General features: G+C 71.8%; 13 protein-coding genes. 4 read left to right on the top strand and 9 right to left on the bottom strand.

All coding sequences use genetic code 11. The features are described from left to right. Positions 1-52: 52 nt before the first annotated feature. From FBY22_RS34110 to FBY22_RS34100, 3 genes are all read right to left on the bottom strand, one after another. Positions 53-1,822, bottom strand: coding sequence for a CDP-alcohol phosphatidyltransferase (locus tag FBY22_RS34110; RefSeq protein WP_399212313.1), 1,770 nt, complete (start codon positions 1,820-1,822; stop codon positions 53-55). A 153-nt stretch (positions 1,823-1,975) separates the two neighbouring features. Further along, positions 1,976-3,913 (bottom strand): glycogen debranching N-terminal domain-containing protein, encoded by a 1,938-nt coding sequence (locus tag FBY22_RS34105; RefSeq protein WP_142151828.1) that lies wholly within the window; start codon positions 3,911-3,913, stop codon positions 1,976-1,978. Then, entirely contained in the window at positions 3,910-5,349 is a 1,440-nt protein-coding gene (locus FBY22_RS34100; RefSeq protein ID WP_142151827.1) for an amylo-alpha-1,6-glucosidase, read from the bottom strand. Before FBY22_RS34100 ends, FBY22_RS34105 begins: the two co-directional genes overlap by 4 nt. Positions 5,350-5,469: 120 nt before the next feature. Here FBY22_RS34100 and FBY22_RS34095 point away from each other — a divergent pair, with 120 nt between their 5' ends. The 3 genes from FBY22_RS34095 to FBY22_RS34085 all read left to right on the top strand — a co-directional run bounded on the left by FBY22_RS34095 (position 5,470) and on the right by FBY22_RS34085 (position 10,917). Further along, the gene (locus FBY22_RS34095) at positions 5,470-6,666 is read left to right on the top strand and encodes an ROK family protein (RefSeq protein WP_142151826.1); all 1,197 of its coding nucleotides are present in this window, start codon (positions 5,470-5,472) and stop codon (positions 6,664-6,666) included. Between the two features lie 418 nt (positions 6,667-7,084). Beyond that, positions 7,085-9,805, top strand: coding sequence for a pyruvate, phosphate dikinase (gene ppdK / locus FBY22_RS34090; RefSeq protein WP_142151825.1), 2,721 nt, complete (start codon positions 7,085-7,087; stop codon positions 9,803-9,805). Positions 9,806-9,990: 185 nt separating this feature from the next. After that, positions 9,991-10,917 (top strand): oxidoreductase, encoded by a 927-nt coding sequence (locus FBY22_RS34085; RefSeq protein WP_142151824.1) that lies wholly within the window; start codon positions 9,991-9,993, stop codon positions 10,915-10,917. A 12-nt stretch (positions 10,918-10,929) separates the two neighbouring features. On the opposite strand, the gene FBY22_RS34080 is transcribed toward FBY22_RS34085, so the two are convergent. From FBY22_RS34080 to FBY22_RS34060, 5 genes are all read right to left on the bottom strand, one after another. Beyond that, positions 10,930-11,697: an SDR family NAD(P)-dependent oxidoreductase gene (locus FBY22_RS34080; RefSeq protein WP_142151823.1), complete on the bottom strand. Its 768-nt coding sequence runs from the start codon at positions 11,695-11,697 to the stop codon at positions 10,930-10,932. 72 nt (positions 11,698-11,769) lie between these two features. Further along, a complete protein-coding gene (locus FBY22_RS34075; RefSeq protein ID WP_142151822.1) occupies positions 11,770-12,354 on the bottom strand; it encodes a TetR/AcrR family transcriptional regulator in 585 nt (194 codons plus the stop codon). Between the two features lie 54 nt (positions 12,355-12,408). Beyond that, entirely contained in the window at positions 12,409-12,759 is a 351-nt protein-coding gene (nirD, locus tag FBY22_RS34070) for a nitrite reductase small subunit NirD (protein WP_142151821.1), read from the bottom strand. Further along, positions 12,756-15,365, bottom strand: coding sequence for a nitrite reductase large subunit NirB (gene nirB / locus FBY22_RS34065; protein WP_142151820.1), 2,610 nt, complete (start codon positions 15,363-15,365; stop codon positions 12,756-12,758). The genes nirD and nirB overlap by 4 nt, the downstream gene beginning before the upstream one ends. Continuing rightward, the gene (locus FBY22_RS34060; RefSeq protein WP_142151819.1) at positions 15,365-16,576 is read right to left on the bottom strand and encodes an NAD(P)/FAD-dependent oxidoreductase; all 1,212 of its coding nucleotides are present in this window, start codon (positions 16,574-16,576) and stop codon (positions 15,365-15,367) included. Before FBY22_RS34060 ends, nirB begins: the two co-directional genes overlap by 1 nt. Positions 16,577-16,777: 201 nt before the next feature. On the opposite strand from FBY22_RS34060, the gene cpt reads away from it, so the two are divergent. Continuing rightward, positions 16,778-17,314: a chloramphenicol phosphotransferase CPT gene (gene cpt / locus FBY22_RS34055; RefSeq protein WP_142151818.1), complete on the top strand. Its 537-nt coding sequence runs from the start codon at positions 16,778-16,780 to the stop codon at positions 17,312-17,314. Here the strand turns inward: cpt and FBY22_RS34050 are convergent. Continuing rightward, positions 17,295-17,915, bottom strand: coding sequence for a class F sortase (locus tag FBY22_RS34050; protein ID WP_142151817.1), 621 nt, complete (start codon positions 17,913-17,915; stop codon positions 17,295-17,297). The genes cpt and FBY22_RS34050 overlap by 20 nt on opposite strands. Positions 17,916-18,010: the final 95 nt, after the last annotated feature.

Below are 18,010 nucleotides of genomic sequence, written 5' to 3'. Positions count from 1 at the left end.
GGGCGCGGGGAACTGCGCGACCGCGACGGTGGGTCTGTTGGTACGGCGCTGCTCACCCCTTCCTCGGATGCTTCGTCGAGCCGTACGCCGTGAGGAACCTGTCGCGGAACGCGCTCATCTTCCAGACCGGGGCGTTGTGGGCGGGGCGCAGGCCGTCCGTCCAGTTCCAGGTGGAGATCCTGTCCAGGACCTTGGGGTCCTTGGCGACGATCGAGACCGGGACGTCGCGGCTGGCGTGGTTGCCGCTGACGCGGGGGATCGGCTGGTGGTCGCCGAGGAAGACCAGGACGGTGTCCTTCGTGCCGTAGCGCTCCAGCCACTCGGTGAGGGCCGTGACGGAGTACTGGACCGACTTGCCGTACTCCGCCTGGGACCTGGGGGAGCTGGCGATGATGTCCGAGGGCTTGTGGCCTGCTGCCTGGATCGAGTTGAAGATCTTGCCGTCGCCCAGTTCGGTCCAGGGGACCATCCTGGGGATGGGGGCCCACGGTTGGTGGCTGGAGGTCAGGATGACCAGGGACATCAGGGGCTTGGTGCGCTTCTTGCCGTGCTCCAGGTTCTGGAACTGCTGCAGCGCGTACTGGTCGGGCATGGTGGACCAGCTGAACTTGGGGCCCTTGTAGCCCATCTGGAAGGCGTTGCGGTAGGAGTCCAGGCCGTAGAACTTCGACTCCGGCCAGCTTTTCTGCACGCCCGGCATGATGCCGACCGTGTCCCAGGCGCCACTCTTCTTGAACGCCTCGGTCAGGCTCATGTGGTCGCTCGCCATCAGCGTGCGGTAGCGCTGCTGGTTGTCGATCCACAGGCCCGACATGGTGGTGGAGTGGCCGAGCCAGCTGCTGCCGCCGTAGGTGGCGGAGGTCAGCCAGCCGCTCTTGGCGTGGAAGCCCGCCTTCGCGAGGGCCTTGGTGCGGGCGTCGAGGGTCGCGTCGACGCCGGGCGCCTCCACCGGGTCCTCGATCGCGCTGCGGCCGTAGCTCTCGATGAAGGTGAAGATCATGTCCTTGCCGCGCAGGTCCGGGACGAGCTGGCCGGGCGGGGTGTTGCCGAACGCGTCGATCTTGGCGACCTTCTGGAACTCCGCCTCGTCGCGCAGGGTCGTGTGGACCAGCCGTGCCTGTGACAGCACCGCTCCTGCGGCGCGGTCGGCCGCGACCGGCGTTCCGGCGATCTGCAGGCCCAGTGCGGAGCACAGGACCCATACGACGGCGGCGGCCAGCGTTCCCCGGGTCGCTGCCTGTTTGTTGCGCGCGAGCACCGAGCTGAGGCGGATCATGGCCAGTGCCATGACGGTCAGGAGGAGCAGTACCAGGATGAAGGCGCCCACTGTCGCGAGGGTCGCCACCGTCGGGCCCATCGAGTCCTTGACGTAGGACTGCGCGTCGGGCAGCAGTTCCCAGTCCAGGACGAGGTTGAAGCGCCGGCCCAGGTACTCCCAGAAGCCCATGTCCAGCAGGTTCAGGATCGTCATCGCGCCGAGCGCGACGCCGGACAGTGCCGCCACCGTCAGCCGGGGCCGGCGGGGCAGGGTGAGGGCCGCCGCGGCCCCGAGGATCGCCTCCACCGGTATCCGGACGAACCGGTCCGCGTGCAGCGCGCTCTCCTTGTTCGGCAGTACCAGTGCCAGGAAGACCAGCGCCGCGGCGAGGGCCGTGATCGTCCAGTGGGTGCCGCGCACGACCGCGGGGTGCCGTTCGCGCCAGGCGGCGAACCGGGACCGCAGGGTGACCCGCGCGGCCGTCTCCCGCTCCTCGGGTGACGTGCCCTCGGTGACGGCGTCGGCGGTTTCCGGCTGGTGGCGAAGGCGCGTGAAGACAGGCACCCGAAGGTCCTTCCGTAGCGAGGCCCGGGAGAGGGAGGGGCGGGTCACGCTGGGGAGGCAAGGACCCGCCGACCTTCCGTACGGCGGGCCCCCCGCGGGTGTTCACGGCACCGGGCAAACACCCGGCAAACGGCTGTTCAACGGCCCGGTCCCTCAGGCACCGCCGACCGCCGTCAGCAGGGCGAGGGGCGCCGCCGCGGAGCGGGACTCCCGCACGCACGCGTGCGGATACGGCACCGGCTCCGCGTGCGCGTCCCGCCCGTACCCCGCGATGACCTCCGGCAGCCGGTGCCCGGTGGCGTTCGCCGCGTCCACCAGGCCGTGCGCGACCGTGCGCGCCTCGTCGTGCAGCCCGTACCGCGCCAGCCCCAGGGCGATCAGCGCGTTGTCGTGGGGCCACACCGAGCCCCGGTGGTAGGAGAGCGGGTGGTACGCGGCCTGGCCCGATGCCAGGGTGCGGACACCCCAGCCGGAGAAGAAGTCCGGCTCCAGCAAGCGCCGGCCCACCGCCTCCCCGTACTCCTTGTCCAGCAACCCCGACCAGAGGAGATGGCCCGCGTCCGACGCGAGCGCGTCCAGTTGCCTTCCTGCGCCGTCCAGCGCCAGGGCGGGGAACGATCGCTCCGGCATCCAGAAGTCCCGCTGGAAGCGGTCCCGCAGATCGGCGGCCGACTGCTCCAGCAGCGCCGCGTACGTCTCGTCGGTCCACACGGTGCGCGCGATCCACGCCGTGCGGCGCAGCGCGTCGTACGCGTAGCCCTGCGCCCCCGCCGCCATCACCGCTCCGCTCGCCCGGGTGCCGTCGGCCGAGCAGATCGCGCCGGGGGAGTCCTTCCAGTTCTGGTTGGCCAGGCCGCCCTGGTCGGCGCGGTAGACCAGGTAGCCGCGGGAGGTCAGGCCCCCGTGGTCCAGCATCCAGCCGATCGCGGCGCGGGCGTGGGGCTCCAGGCGGCGGGCGAGCGCGGTGTCGCCGGTCTGTTCGACGTAGGCGCCGAGGAGGACGAGGAAGAGGGGGGTGGCGTCCACCGAACCGTAGTAGCGGCCGTACGGGACCTGGCCGAAGTGCGCCAGTTCGCCGTGGCGGACCTCGTGCACGATCTTTCCCGGCTGGGCCACCGAGTCCACGCCCGTCTCGGTGGCCTGGGTGGCGGCCAGGGCGGGCAGGGTCGCGGCGGCCAGCTGCGGGCGGTAGGGGAGGGCGAAGAGGGAGGTGAGCAGGGCGTCCCGGCCCAGCAGGGTCAGGAACCACGGGGCGCCGGCGGCCGGCACGCGCAGTTCCTCGCCGTCCGGGCCCGTCGCCGACAGCTGGAGCGAGGCCAGGTCCGCCAGGCCCCGCGCGCACGCCGCCGCCAGCTCCGGCCAGCCCGTCGGGAAGGCCACACCTTCCACGAACTCGCCTTCGAGGGAAAGGAGTTGTTCGATCACCGCGGCGGGGGAGGCCGGCACGCGCAGGGCCCGTTTGTCGCCGTGCGGGCGGGCCATCACGCGAAGGACCAGTTCCGCGGTGCCGTGCGGGGCTAGGTCCAGGGTCCATACGAGGCGACGGGCTCCCGTGCCCGTCTCCTCCACGGCGTCCGGAGCGGGCTCGGCCGTCACCGTCGTACAGGACCGCCATTCGCCCCGCCGGTAGACGAACTCCACGCCGTCGTCGAGGACTTGGCGGGAACGGGTGGCGCCGGTCTTGGCGTAGGTGCGGTGGTCGGAGCGGAGTTCGAACTGGTCGGTGAAGTCGGCGTCCGCGGTGATCGCGAGGCGGACCGTGGTCGGCGCCGGGCGGTTGCTGGTGACCTTGAGGGACTCCACGAACGTGCCGTCCCCGACCGCCTGTTCACGGAAGACCGTGCAGGCGGGGGGTTCCTGCCGTCCGCCGCGCGGGACGAGGACACAGCGGGCCGTGTCCCCGTCCGCGACCGGCGTGAGCGACTCCGGCACGGCGCCGTCGACCGTCAGTTGCCAACGGCTCAGGTGCCGGGCGTCCCGCACGAACAGACCGTCCGGGGAGCCGGCTCCCCGGACCCCGCTGATGTCCCCGCCGTCGCCCACGGCCGCGAACGTCCCGCCGTGCACGAGCAGATGATGCCGGTCGCTCATCCCCGGTCCCCTCCCCTTGCGTTCTCGTCGCTCATCTCGTCGAACGTGTCGATGCCCGTCGGGGACACGCCGTCTCCGGGGCGCGTGTGGAGCAGATCCAGCGCGAGTGCTGCGGTCCAGCCGAAGCCGAGCGCTCCGCAGGGTTCGCCGGTGCGCGGGTCCACGTACTCCGCGAACCCGGACGCGTCGGCGGTGTCCAGGACGGCCTCGCGCAGCGCGTCGGCGGCATCCGGCTCGCCGTGCGTGCGCAGTCCGCTCTCCAGCAGCCAGTTGACGTTGAACCAGGCGGGGCCGCGCCAGTAGCGGTGCGGGTCGAAGGCCTCGCCGAGGAGGTCGTAACTGGGCACCAGGCGCGTGCTGCTGCCGAGACCGAAGTGCGGCCCGCGCAGGGTGCGCGTGAGTGCCGTGACGAGGTCGCGGGGGAGTCCGGGGAGGACGAGCGGGACCAGGCCGGAGACGCTGCGCTCGGGGATGACCCCGCCCCGCAGGTCGCGGCAGAGGAACATCCCGCTCGCCGGGTCCCACAGGCGTCGTACGAGCGCTGCCGTCAGGCGTTCCGCGCGGCCGTGGCGGGCCGTTCCCGTGGCGCCCAGTTCGCGGGCGATCCGGGCGAGCGCGTGTTCGGAGGCGATCAGCAGGGCGTTGAACGCCGGGTCCTCCACGGCGAACTCGCCGCCCCCGTCGGCGTACCCGCGATCCCGGTAGTCCGTCGCCAGCCGCACGTACCGCCCGTAGTCGAGATCCGTCGGACGGTCCTCGGGGGCGCCGTGGTCGAGGTCGGCGCGGCGGAAGGAGCGGGCCGGGGCGGGCACGATCCGGCTGAGCGGGGCGTCCCAGCAGGGGCTGTTGTCCATGCCCTGCTCCCAGGGGTGGACGACGGACACGAGCCCGCCGCCGCCCAGGTCCCTGCGGTGCAGCAGATAGCGGTGCCAGGCGGCCAGGCGGGGGTACAGGCGGGCCAGGAAGCCGCGTGCGCGGGAGAGCCCGGGGTCGGCGCAGTGCACCAGCCAGGCCGCGAGCGCGTGCACCGGTGGCTGCACGATGCCGGAGGTCTGTACGGTGCGCGGGGCGCCCGCAGCGCGCCCCGCGGTCGAGGAGCGCCAGAAGTCGGGGCTCGGGAAGTACGCGTCGAGGGGCACGGAGGGGTTGAAGACGATGTGCGGGATGCGGCCGTCGCCCCACTGGGCGGCCAGCAGCGTCTCCAGTTCCGTCTGCGCCCGTAACGGCGACAGGTGGCGCAGGCCGATCGCGACGAACGCCGAGTCCCAGGACCACTGGTGCGGGTACAGGCTGCGCGAGGGGACCGTGGAGGAGCCCGTCCAGTTGTCCTCCAGCACACGGGCGGCCCTGACGTGCGGCGAATCCCCCGTGGGGGGTGGATCGTATGCAGTGGGGCGCTTGGTGGCGCGGCTGGTCAGCTGGGCGGTGCGATCCACTCGGGGCTCCCCGAAAGAGGTGCGGGCGACCGGTTCGGTCGTAGCCATCGTAGAGTTACGTCTATTTAACACGCAAAACTCAATATGTAATGCAGAGTTGAGAAGCACAAGGGGGTGCGCATGACGGGACGTGGACAGGCACGCGCCGGCGATCTGCTCGAACTGGTACGAAGTGGACGCGCGACCACGCGCGGAGCGCTCCAGCAGGTCACCGGACTGTCCCGCGCCACCGTCGGCCAGCGCCTCGACCGCCTCTTCCGCGCGGGCTGGCTGAGGGAGGGGGCGGGGGGCCCGGTCGACTCGCCGCTGGGCGGACGCCCCTCCATCACACTGGAGTTCGACGACGAGCACGCCGTCGTGCTGGCCGCCGACCTCGACACCCGGCATGCGCGGGCCGCCGTCCTGACGCTGACCGGCGAGATCCTCGCCGAACGCTCCGGCGTCCTGCGGGTCGAGGACGGCCCGGACGCCGTACTGGGCGAACTGGGCGGCTGGTTCGCCGAGTTGCTTCAGAAGGCCGGGCGGCCGGCGGGGTCGGCCTGCGGGATCGGGCTCGCCGTGCCGGGACCCGTCGACAGCGAGACCGGCCGGGTCGTGCAGCCGCCGATGATGCCGGGCTGGGACGGCTACGACATAAGAGGGCGGCTGAGCAGGGCCTTCGGTGAGCGCACGGGCACAGGCGCCGTTCCGGTGCTCGTCGACAACGACGCGAACCTCATGGCGTACGGCGAGCAGCGGGCGGGCTACGCCGACTGCTCGGCGTTCGTGCTGGTGAAGGTGTCCACCGGCATCGGGGCCGGGGTCGTGGTCGGCGGTTCGATCTTCCGGGGCATCGACGGGGGCGCGGGCGACATCGGGCACATCCGGGTGGGCGCGGAGGCGCTGTGCCGGTGCGGGTCGTACGGGTGTCTCGCCGCCGTCGCCAGTGGCGGCGCCGTCGCGCGGCGGCTGGCGGAGGCGGGCGTGCCCGCGGCCTCGGGCTCGGACGTGCGGGACCTGCTGGCGGCCGGACACCCGGAGGCCGTCGGGCTGGCACGGGAAGCCGGGCGGCGGGTCGGAGACGTGCTGGCGACCGTCGTGACGCTGCTGAACCCCGGTGTGCTGATGATCGCGGGGGATCTGGCCGGAACCCCCTTCCTCACGGGGGTGCGGGAGCTGCTGTACCAGCGGGCGCTACCGCGCTCCACGGCCCATCTGGACGTCGTCACCTCGCGGCTCGGCGAGCGGGCCGGCCTGGTGGGGGCCGCGGCGCTGGTCGTGGAGTACCTGTACGCGCCGGAGCGGGTGGAGGAGCGGCTGTCGGCGATGGGCGTGTGACGTCCGGGTTTCGCGTTGCGTCGCAGGTCCGGGCGCGTCCGCATGGTGAAATCCGAGCCGCTGTGGCAGCGTGATTCTCGCCACCCTTGATAAGGGTTGCGCTCAGATGAGCGGATCTTGAGCGGCTGCACTTCTCCAAGGAGTGGCACTGGGTGCCACCGTTTGATCGTTCATCGAGCGAAATCAAGTGGGCGTGAGGGCTGCTCATCTGAGCGCAAAACCGCACCTGTGGGCGAGGATGCGTTCAAGAATTGAAAACATAAGCGGCCGGTTGCTTGCCGAGCTTTGACTTTCAATCCTCTGGCGGAGCGCTGGTTACGGGCACATGACGCGCGAGTAGACGTACCCAGACGCCTTCGATCTGGGTATGTTCCTGGCCGTCAGGGCAGCCACCGCGTCTTCGAGGGAGTCGAGACCCGTGTCGGAAAACAAAGAACCTCACGTAGCGAAGCTCGTTTACGACTTCACCGAGGGAAACAAGGATCTCAAGGACCTCCTCGGTGGCAAGGGCGCGAACCTCGCCGAGATGACCAACCTGGGACTCCCCGTTCCCCCCGGCTTCACCATCACGACGGAAGCCTGCAAGGTCTACCTCGACAGCGGCGAGGAGCCCGCGGCACTGCGTGACGAGGTGAGTGCGCACCTCGACGCCCTCGAGACCAAGATGGGCAAGAAGCTCGGCCAGCCCGACAACCCCCTGCTCGTCTCCGTCCGCTCCGGCGCCAAGTTCTCGATGCCCGGCATGATGGACACCGTCCTCAACATCGGGCTCTCCGACAAGTCCGTGAAGGGCCTCGCCGACCAGGCCGGCGACGAGCGGTTCGCCTGGGACTCCTACCGCCGCCTCATCCAGATGTTCGGCAAGACCGTCCTCGGCGTCGACGGCGACCTCTTCGAGGAGGCGCTGGAGAAGGCCAAGGAGGCCAAGAAGGTCACGGTCGACACCGACCTGGAGGCCGCGGACCTGAAGAAGCTGGTCACCGCCTTCAAGAAGATCGTCAAGAAGGAGGCCGGCCGGGACTTCCCGCAGGACCCGCGCGAGCAGATGGACCTCGCCATCAAGGCGGTCTTCGACTCCTGGAACGGCGACCGGGCCAAGCTCTACCGCCGCCAGGAGCGCATCCCGCACGACCTCGGTACGGCCGTCAACGTCTGCTCCATGGTCTTCGGCAACCTGGGCCCGGACTCCGGCACGGGCGTCGCCTTCACCCGCGACCCGGCCTCCGGCCACCAGGGCGTCTACGGCGACTACCTGCAGAACGCCCAGGGCGAGGACGTCGTGGCCGGCATCCGCAACACCGTGCCGCTCGCCGAGCTGGAGCAGATCGACAAGAAGTCGTACGACCAGCTCATGCAGATCATGGAGACCCTGGAGAACCACTACAAGGATCTCTGCGACATCGAGTTCACCATCGAGCGCGGCCAGCTGTGGATGCTGCAGACGCGCGTCGGCAAGCGGACGGCCGGTGCCGCCTTCCGCATCGCCACGCAGCTCGTGGACCAGGGGCTCATCGACGAGGCCGAGGCGCTGCAGCGGGTCACCGGCGCCCAGCTCGCCCAGCTGATGTTCCCGCGCTTCGACGAGGAGGCGAAGGTCGAGCAGGTCGGCCGGGGCATCGCCGCCTCGCCGGGCGCGGCCGTCGGCAAGGCCGTCTTCGACTCGTACACCGCCGTGAAGTGGTCGCGCTCGGGCGAGAAGGTCATCCTGGTCCGCCGGGAGACCAACCCCGACGACCTTGACGGCATGATCGCCGCCGAGGGCATCCTGACCAGCCGTGGCGGCAAGACCTCGCACGCGGCCGTCGTCGCCCGCGGCATGGGCAAGACCTGTGTCTGCGGCGCCGAGGAGCTGGAGGTCGACACCAAGCGGCGCCGGATGACGGTCCCCGGCGGACACGTCGTCGAGGAGGGCGACGTCATCTCCATCGACGGCTCCAGCGGCAAGGTGTACCTCGGTGAGGTGCCGGTCGTGCCGTCGCCGGTCGTGGAGTACTTCGAGGGCCGGATGCACGCCGGCGCCGACGACGCCGACGAGCTGGTCGAGGCCGTGCACCGGATCATCGGGTACGCCGACCGGATGCGCCGCCTGCGGGTGCGCGCCAACGCCGACAACGCCGAGGACGCGCTGCGCGCCCGCCGCTTCGGCGCCCAGGGCATCGGCCTGTGCCGCACCGAGCACATGTTCCTCGGCGACCGGCGCGAGCTGGTCGAGCGGCTGATCCTGGCCGACACGGAGGCCGAGCGCGAGGAGTCCCTGAAGGAGCTGCTCCCGCTGCAGAAGGCGGACTTCGTGGAGCTGTTCAAGGCGATGGACGGGTTGCCCGTCACCATCCGCCTCCTCGACCCGCCGCTGCACGAGTTCCTGCCCGACATCACCGAGCTGTCGGTGCGTGTCGCGCTCGCCGAGTCCCGCCAGGAGTCGCACGAGAACGACCTGCGGCTGCTGCAGGCGGTGCACCGGCTGCACGAGCAGAACCCGATGCTGGGTCTGCGCGGCGTACGCCTCGGCCTCGTCATCCCCGGCCTGTTCACCATGCAGGTCCGGGCCATCGCGGAGGCGGCCGCCGAGCGCAAGGCCGCCAAGGGCGACCCGCGCGCGGAGATCATGATCCCGCTCGTCGGCACCGTCCAGGAGCTGGAGATCGTCCGCGAGGAGGCCGACCAGGTCGTCGCCGAGGTCGAGGCCGCCACCGGCACGCAGCTCAAGCTCGCCATCGGCACGATGATCGAGCTGCCGCGGGCCGCGCTGACGGCGGGCCAGATCGCGGAGGCGGCGGAGTTCTTCTCCTTCGGCACGAACGACCTCACCCAGACGGTGTGGGGCTTCAGCCGGGACGACGTGGAGGCCTCCTTCTTCACCGCCTACCTGGAGAAGGGCATCTTCGGCGTCAGCCCCTTCGAGACGATCGACAAGGACGGCGTCGGCTCCCTGGTCAGCCTGGCCGCGAAGGCGGGCCGCGAGACCCGTCCCGACCTCAAGCTCGGCGTCTGCGGCGAGCACGGCGGCGACCCGGAGTCGGTCCACTTCTTCCACGAGGTCGGTCTCGACTACGTCTCCTGCTCGCCGTTCCGTATCCCGGTGGCGCGCCTGGAGGCGGGACGCGCGGCCGTGCAGTCGGAGGGCAGCGACCACCGCTGACCCACCCGGACCCCGGAGCCGCCGCCCGTCCCCGACCCTCAACACCGATGGGCGGCGGCTCCGGATCACGAAAGAGGGGGCGGCACCCTGTGCGGGGGTGCCGCCCCTTCGGGCTGTCCGCGACCCCTCTCTCCTACGCTGGAGTCACGAAGGCACCGCAAGCCCACCTCGAAGGGAGTTCGGCCATGCCAGGCTGGACCGTCGACGCCATTCCCGACCGGACCGGCCGCATCGCCGTCGTCACCGGTGCCAACAGCGGGATCGGGTACGTCACCGCGCGCGAGCTCGCCCGCAAGGGGGCGCGGGTGGTGCTCGCGTGCCGGAGTGAGGTGCGGGGGAACGCGGCGGTGGACCGGATCGTCGCCGAGGTCCCGGACGCCGTCGCCGAATGCATGCGACTCGACCTCGGGGACCTGCGCTCGATACGGGACTTCGCGGACCGCTTCCCGTACGAGCATCTCGACCTGCTCGTCAACAACGCCGGGGTGATGGCGCTGCCCTACGGGACGACGGCGGACGGCTTCGAGACGCAGTTCGGGGTCAACCACCTCGGGCACTTCGCCCTGACCGGCCTGCTGCTGCCCACCCTGCTCGCCACCTCCGGCGCCCGGGTGGTGACCGTCTCCAGCGAGATGCACGCGATCGCCAACATCGACATCCGTGACCTCAACAGCGAGCGCCGCTACCGGCGTTGGGTCGCCTACGCGCGCTCCAAGACCGCCAACCTGCTCTTCACCCACGAGCTGGCGCGGCGGCTGGCGGCACACGGCTCGGACGTGGTGGCCGCGGCCGCGCACCCCGGTTACGCCTCGACCAACCTGCAGACCGCCGGCCCCCGTATGGAGGGGCGCCGACTGGTCGGCCGGCTGGTCGAGGTCGGCAACCGCGTCCTCGCCCAGTCGGCGGAGGCCGGTGCCCTGCCCGTGCTGTACGCGGCGACGGCGCCCGGTGTGCGCCCCGACTCGTTCACGGGACCGTCGTTCATGATGTGGCGCGGGGCGCCCGCTCCGTCGTGGCGCGCGCCGTGGACGCTCAACGACACGGCGGGCGAACGGCTTTGGGAGGCTTCGGAGCGGCTGACCGGGGTGTCCTACGACGCGCTGAAGGCCTGAGGGCACGCCCGCTCAGAGTGAGCCGCCGCTGTCCACGACCAGGTCCGTGCCCACCACCGAGGCCGCGTCGTCCGAGGCCAGGTACAGGACGGCGGCCGCGATCTCCCCGGTGGTGGAGATGCGGCCCAACGGCAGGATCGCCGCGGCCCGTTCGGTGCGGTCGGACTCCGTCTCGCCCGGCCGCAGCGACATGGGCGTGTCGGTGGCGCCCGGGCTCACGACGTTGATGCGGACGCCGTCGCCGATGTGGTCCCGGGCCGCGCCCCGGCTCAGCGCCGTCACCGCGGCCTTGGTGGCGGAGTAGGCGGCGGCGCCGGCGGGGCTGGTGTGGAGCCCGAAGGTGGAGGAGACGTTGACGATCGCGCCGCCCGAGCGCTGGGCGCGCATCTGCCGCACCTGCGCCCGCAGCGCCAGGAACACGCCCGTGACGTTGACGTCGAGCTGCGCCCGCCAGTCCTCCTCGGACAGGTCGGCCAGGGGAGCGCCGCCACGGAAGACGCCCGCGTTGTTGACGGCCACGTCAAGCGAGCCGAAGGTCTCGACGGCGGCCCGGACCACGGCGGTCGCCTCGGTGTCGCGGGAGACGTCGGCCGGCACGGCGAGTGCCTTGCCGCCCGACCGCTCGATCAGGGCGACCGTCTCGTCGAGTGGTTCCCGGCGCCGGCCGGCCACGACCACGTACGCGCCCTCCGCGGCGAACGCGAGCGCGACGGCTCGGCCGATGCCCGACCCCCCGCCCGTGACGAGAGCGGTCCTCCCCGCGAAACGGCTTCTGGTCATGGTCTCCCCATTTCTTGACCGATCGGTTCAGTATGAGAGCAGAAGAAACGCCCCTCGATGAGGAGGGGCGGCTCAGTCGAGCAGTGCCAGCGCCTGTTCCGCCGCGTCCCGTACGCGGGCCGGGTCGCCGGACGCCTTGCCGACCACCCGCAGGCCCTGCAGCAGTACCAGCAGCATGCGGGCGAGGGTGAGCGGGTCGCGGTGGGCCGGCAGCTCGCCCTGGGCCTGGGCGCGCAGCAGGGCGGAGTGCAGCACGGTCTCCAGTTGGTCCCAGTTGCGCTCGACCCGCCGGGCGGCGGCCGGGTCGTGCGGGGCGAGTTCGGACGCCGTGTTGGTGACCAGGCAGCCGTTGAGGCGCAGCCGTTCGTCGGCCGCCTCGGTGGCGTAACGGCGTACGACAGCCCGGACGGCCGGCAGGGCCGGGCCCGGCCGGGACAGCTCCCGCATGATCGGCGGGAGGCCCGCCCGGTCGTAGCGCTCCAGTGCCATCAGGTACAGCTCGTGCTTGCTGCCGAAGGTCGCGTAGATGCTGGCGCGGCCGATGCCGAGGCGGTCCACCAGGTCGGACATGGACGTCGCCTCGTAGCCGCGCTGCCAGAACAGCTCCAGGGCTGCCTGCAGCGCGGCCTCCGGATCGAACTCCTTGGTCCTGGCCATGCGATCCAGCCTAGTGACAACCAGAACGATCGGTCAAGAATGCGGCTTCTGCGGCTACGCGGCCCGGACCTCGTACGTGGTGATCCGTACCGTCTCGTCGTCCAGGCACTGCCCGCTGGCCAGGTCGAAGCGCTGCTTCAGCAGGGGCGAGGCGACGAACGGGCGGCCCTGGTGGGTGCCGGTCAGGCCGCGGGAGAGGACCGCCGCGCCGCCGAAGGGGTCGCGGTTGTCCACGGCGTACAGCTCGCCGTTGCGGTCGCGGAACAGGGCGGCCTGGCGGCCGTCCGGCAGGAGCGCGGCCACGCCCCGGCCGGGGACCAGCTGGGTCAGGTCGCAGACCGTCAACCAGCCCTCCTCCAGCTGCAGTTGGATCTTCAGGTCGGTGGTCTCGGGTGCCAGGGTCATCGCTGGGCGCTTCCTTCCAGGACGTCTTCAGCGGGGCGCATGCCGATGGACAGCAGCGGCAGGTCGGGCTTGATCTGGTCGCGTTCGGGGACGAAGCCGACGACCGGGTCGGGGGTGTCCGGCGCGTTGACGAAGGACACGAACCGGGCGAGCTTCTCGGGGTCGTTGATGGTGGTGGCCCACTCGTCGGCGTAGTTCGCCACGTGCGCCGCCATCAGGGACTCCAGCTCCTCGCAGATGCCGAGGGAGTCCTCCACCACCACGTCACGGACGTGGTCCAGGCCGCCGGGGATGCGCTCCAGCCAGGTGGAGGTGCGCTCCAGGCGGTCGGCGGTGCGGATGTAGAACATCAGGAACCGGTCGATCAGACGGATCAGTTCGGCGTCGGAGAGGTCCTGGGCGAGCAGGTCCGCGTGGCGCGGCGTCGCGCCGCCGTTGCCGCCGACGTACAGGTTCCAGCCGCCCGCGGTCGCGATGACGCCGAAGTCCTTCGACTGGGCCTCCGCGCACTCGCGGGCGCAGCCCGACACCGCGGACTTGAGCTTGTGCGGTGAGCGCAGCCCCCGGTAGCGCAGCTCCAGGTCGATGGCCATCCGTACGGAGTCCTGGACGCCGTAGCGGCACCAGGTGGAGCCCACGCAGGACTTCACCGTGCGCAGCGCCTTGCCGTAGGCGTGGCCGGACTCGAAGCCGGCGTCCACCAACCGCATCCAGATCAGTGGGAGTTGTTCGACGCGGGCGCCGAACATGTCGATCCGCTGACCGCCGGTGATCTTGGTGTAGAGGCCGAAGTCCCGGGCGATCTCACCGATCACGATCAGGCCCTCGGGGGTGATCTCACCGCCGGGGATGCGCGGCACGACCGAGTACGAGCCGTTCTTCTGCAGGTTGGCCAGGAAGTGGTCGTTGGAGTCCTGAAGGGCAGCCTGCTCGCCGTCCAGGACGTAGCCGCTCGCGCCGATCGTCGGGGCGAGGGAGGCGATGATCGAGCCGACCGCCGGCTTGCAGACCTCGCAGCCGTCGCCGCCCCTGGCGCCGTCGCGGCCGTAGCGGTCCAGCAGGTCCTGGTAGGTGTTGATGCGCAGGGCGAGGACGATCTCGTACAGCTCCTCGCGGGTCTGCGCGAAGCAGCCGCACAGGCCCTTGTCGACCTCGACGCCGGACGCCTCCAGCTCGGCGTCGACCAGCTGGCCGAGCACCTTGACGCAACTGCCGCAGGTGGTACCGGCCTTGGTGCACTTCTTCACCTCGGGCACGGTGGTGCACCGGTGCTCGGTGACCGCGCCGCGGATCGTGCCCTTGGTGACGTTGTTGCAGGAGCAGATGATCGCCTCGTCCGGCAGCGCGGTCGGGCCGAGCTGGACGGACTCGCCGGCGCCGGCGGGCAGCACCAGCGACTCGGGCTTGACCGGCGGGACGGAACCGGTGAACGCCTTCAGCGTGCCGTACGCCTCCGCGTCGCCGACCAGGATGCCGCCGAGCAGGGTGCCGTCGCGGCCGATGACCAGCTTCTTGTACAGGCCGGCGCGGGAGTCGGAGTAGACGACGTCCAGGCAGTCGGCGGTGGTGCCGTGCGCGTCGCCGAAGGAGGCCACGTCGACACCGAGGAGCTTCAGCTTCGTCGAGAGGTCGGCGCCGGTGAAGGACGCCTCGTCCTCGGCGATGGTCGCGGCGGCCGTCTCGGCCTGCTCGTAACCGGGGGCGACCAGGCCGTACACCCGGCCGTCGGAGGCCAGCGCGCACTCGCCGATGGCGAAGACGCGCGGGTCGGAGACCGTGCGGCACTGCGCGTCGACGCTGATGCCGCCGCGTTCGCCGACGGTCAGGCCGCAGTCGCGGGCCAGCTGGTCGCGAGGGCGGACACCGGCGCTGAACACCACCATGTCCGTGGCGAGTTCGGAACCGTCGGAGAGCTTCATGCCGGTGACCGCGCCGTCCTCCCCGACCACGATCTCCTGCGTGCCGACGCCCGTGTGGACGCTCAGGCCCATCTCCTCGATGGTGCGCAGCAGGGCCGCGCCGCCGCCCTCGTCGACCTGGACGGGCATCAGGCGGGGCGCGAACTCCACGATGTGGGAGGTGAGTCCGAGGCCCTTCAGGGCGCCGGCCGCCTCCAGGCCCAGCAGGCCGCCGCCGACCACGGCGCCGACCGTGGCCCTCGACTTCGCGTACTCCTCGATCGCGAGCAGGTCCTCGATCGTGCGGTAGACGAAGCAGCCCTCGGCGTCCTTGTTCGGCACCGGCGGCACGAAGGGGAAGGAGCCGGTGGCCAGGACGAGGGTGTCGTAGTCGAAGACCCTGCCGGAGCGGGCGGTGACCTTCCGTGCCTCGCGGTCGATCGTCTCGGCCGGGTCGCCGACGTACAGCTCGATGCCGTGGTCGTTGATGAACTCCATGTCGGTCACGGAGAGTTCCTCGGGCGTCTTGCCCGAGAAGTACGAGGTGAGGGCGACGCGGTCGTACGCGGGACGCGGCTCCTCGCACAGCACGACCACGCGGTGCGTGGCGGTCAGGCCGCGGGCGGCGAGCGCTTCGAGGAAGCGCTGGCCGACCATGCCGTGGCCGACGAGCACGATCGTGGGGGTGGCCTCCAGGGCGGCGGTCATCAGGAGCCTCCATCATTGGTGAGCAGGTGGAGCAGGGGGCCGTCGTCGGGGAGCGGCTCTGCTCCCTCCCAGGCGCGGGCGAGCGCGCCGACGGTGCCGAGTTCGCCGACGAGGACCCCGCCGACCAGGCGGTCGTCGCGGACGACGACCTTGCGGTAGGTGCCGCGGGTGGCGTCCGTGAGCTGGACGACGTCGTCCCCGGGACGCGGCTCCGTCTCGCCGAACGCGGCGAGGTCGAAGAAGCCCTCACCGGCCAGCGTGAGCCGGGTGAGTGAACGGGTGCCGGTGTAGCGGGCGTCGGAGCGCCCGGACAGCGACTCGGCCAGCACCTCGGCCTGTTCGAGCGCCGGGGTGGCGAGCCCGTACACCGTGCCGTCGTGCTGGACGCAGTCGCCGATCGCCCGGATGTGCGGGTCGGAGGTGCGCAGTTCGTCGTCGACGAGGACGCCCTTGCGGACCTCCAGGCCGGCGGTCTGCGCGAGACCGACGCGGGGGTGGACCCCGCAGGCCAGGACTACGAGGTCGGCGTCGAGCGCGTAGCCGTCGTGCATCTCGACCGAGCGGACGGCGCCGCCGACGCAGCGCACGTCCCTCACCCGGCACTCGGTGTGGACCTCGACGCCGAGGTCGGTCAGGTGCCGGCGGACCAGCTTCGAGGCGGCCGGATCGAGCTGACGTTCCATCAGCCGCTCGGACTGCTGGGCGAGGACGACCTGGGCGCCGCGCCGGGCGAGCGCGCGGGCCGCGGAGACCCCGAGGAGCCCGCCGCCGATGACGACCGCCTTCACCCCCGGCCGTACGGCCTTCGACAGGCCCAGGCAGTCGTCCAGGGTGCGGAACGCGTGCACGCCCTCGGGCAGCACGTGATCCGGGGTGAACAGACCGCGCAGCGGCGGCAGCACGGGGTTCGAGCCGGTGGCCAGGACCAGGGTGTCGTATGCGATCTTCGAGCCGTCCGCGAGGTGTACGGCTCGCACCTCGCGGTCGATGCCCGTGACCCGGCCGCGGACCAGCTCCGCGGGCGCGGGCAGCGCGATGACGTCCGGGCTGTAGCGCCCGGCCAGCACCTCGGCGAGCAGCACCCGGTTGTACGGGCGGTGCTCCTCCTCGCCGATCAGCGTCACGGGCGTGCCGAGCTCACCGAGCCGCCGGGCGAGCCGGACGCCCGCGAGCCCGGCGCCGATCACCACCACACGCGTATTCGAGGTCATGTCCAGGAGCGTGCGTTGCCGGTGTTACCCGACCGCATCACGTCTGTTTCCCGCGAGGAACGCTGCCCTCAGCACCGGCGCGGGGTGGGTGTGAGGGTTCGGAGCCCACGTCGGGGGCGCGGTGTGAGGCCGGGGCGGTGGCGCCCGGAGGCCGCGGATATTGCCTACGGGCGGTGGGCGGCCGGACGGTACGGTCACCGCATGGCGACTGAGGTGATCGTGTTGAACGGCGGCTCCAGCTCGGGCAAGTCGGGGATCGTACGGTGCCTGCAGGCGCTGCTGCCCGAGCCGTGGCTGGCGTTCGGGATCGACGGCCTGGTCGAGGCGATGCCGGCCTCTCTGCAGGCCGCGCTGGTCTCGCCGGACGGCACGGTGCAGGTGGGCCGGGAGTTCGGCAGGCTGGAGGCGGCCTGGCGGCGGGGGGTGGCGGCGACGGCACGGGCGGGCGCCCGGGTGATCATCGACGACGTCTTCCTCGGCGGCGCCGCGTCCCAGGACCGGTGGCGGGAGCCGCTGGCCGGCCTCGACGTGCTGTGGGTGGGTGTGCGCTGCGAGGCGGCCGTGGCCGCGGGCCGGGAGATCGTCCGCGGCGACCGGGCCCCGGGCATGGCCGAGAAGCAGGCGGAGGCGGTCCACCAGGGTGTGGTCTACGACCTGGAGGTGGACACCACGCACACCGAGGCCCTGGACTGCGCGCGGACCGTCGTGGCGGCCGTGGTCAGCGACGCGTGCCCGTGAGGTGGGCGAAGACGACCACGTTGCCCTGGTAGCCGGTCGACCGCGAGTAGCCCCCGCCGCAGGTGATCACCCGCAGCTCGGGCCGGTCGGCCGCGCCGTACACCTTCTGGTCGGGGAAGCCGGTCGCCTTGTACACCTCGACCGCGTCCACGGTGAACCGGGCGGTGCTGCCGTCCCGCCGGTCGATGTCGATGGCGCTGCCCTTCTTCATAGCGCCGAGGTCGTAGAAGACGGCGGGTCCGTCGGCGTTGTCGACGTGGCCGGCGACGATCGCCGTGCCCGTGTCGCCGGGGGTGGTGCCGGCCTCGTACCAGCCGGCGAGGTTCTTCTCCCCGGCGGGCGGGACGCCGAGGCTGCCGGACCGGGTGAGGCCCAGGCCCATGAGAGAGGCGTTCACCCGGATCGACGGGATGCGGATGCGGTCCGGCGGGGACGGCGGCAGCGCGGGCGCGGACCGGGGGTCGGCGGCGCCCGAGCGGGCCTCGGCCGGGGAGGGTTGCGGCGGGGCGTGGGTCTCCTCGCCGTTGCCGAGCAGCCAGGCGCCCGTGCACAGGGAGACGACGGTCACGGACGCCAGGGCGACATTGCTGAATTTGCGCACACGAGCCTCCTGCCTGGGAGCGGACGGACCCCGCCACGGCTGGGGAACCCCGGTCCCCCTCCGGGCCGCGAGGGGCGTCGGACCCGGAGGGGGAG

Source organism: Streptomyces sp. SLBN-31, from assembly GCF_006715395.1.
Classification (GTDB): Bacteria; Actinomycetota; Actinomycetes; order Streptomycetales; family Streptomycetaceae; genus Streptomyces.
Note: the sequence above shows the minus strand (reverse complement) of the source record. Positions and strands in the feature narration are given on the sequence as shown.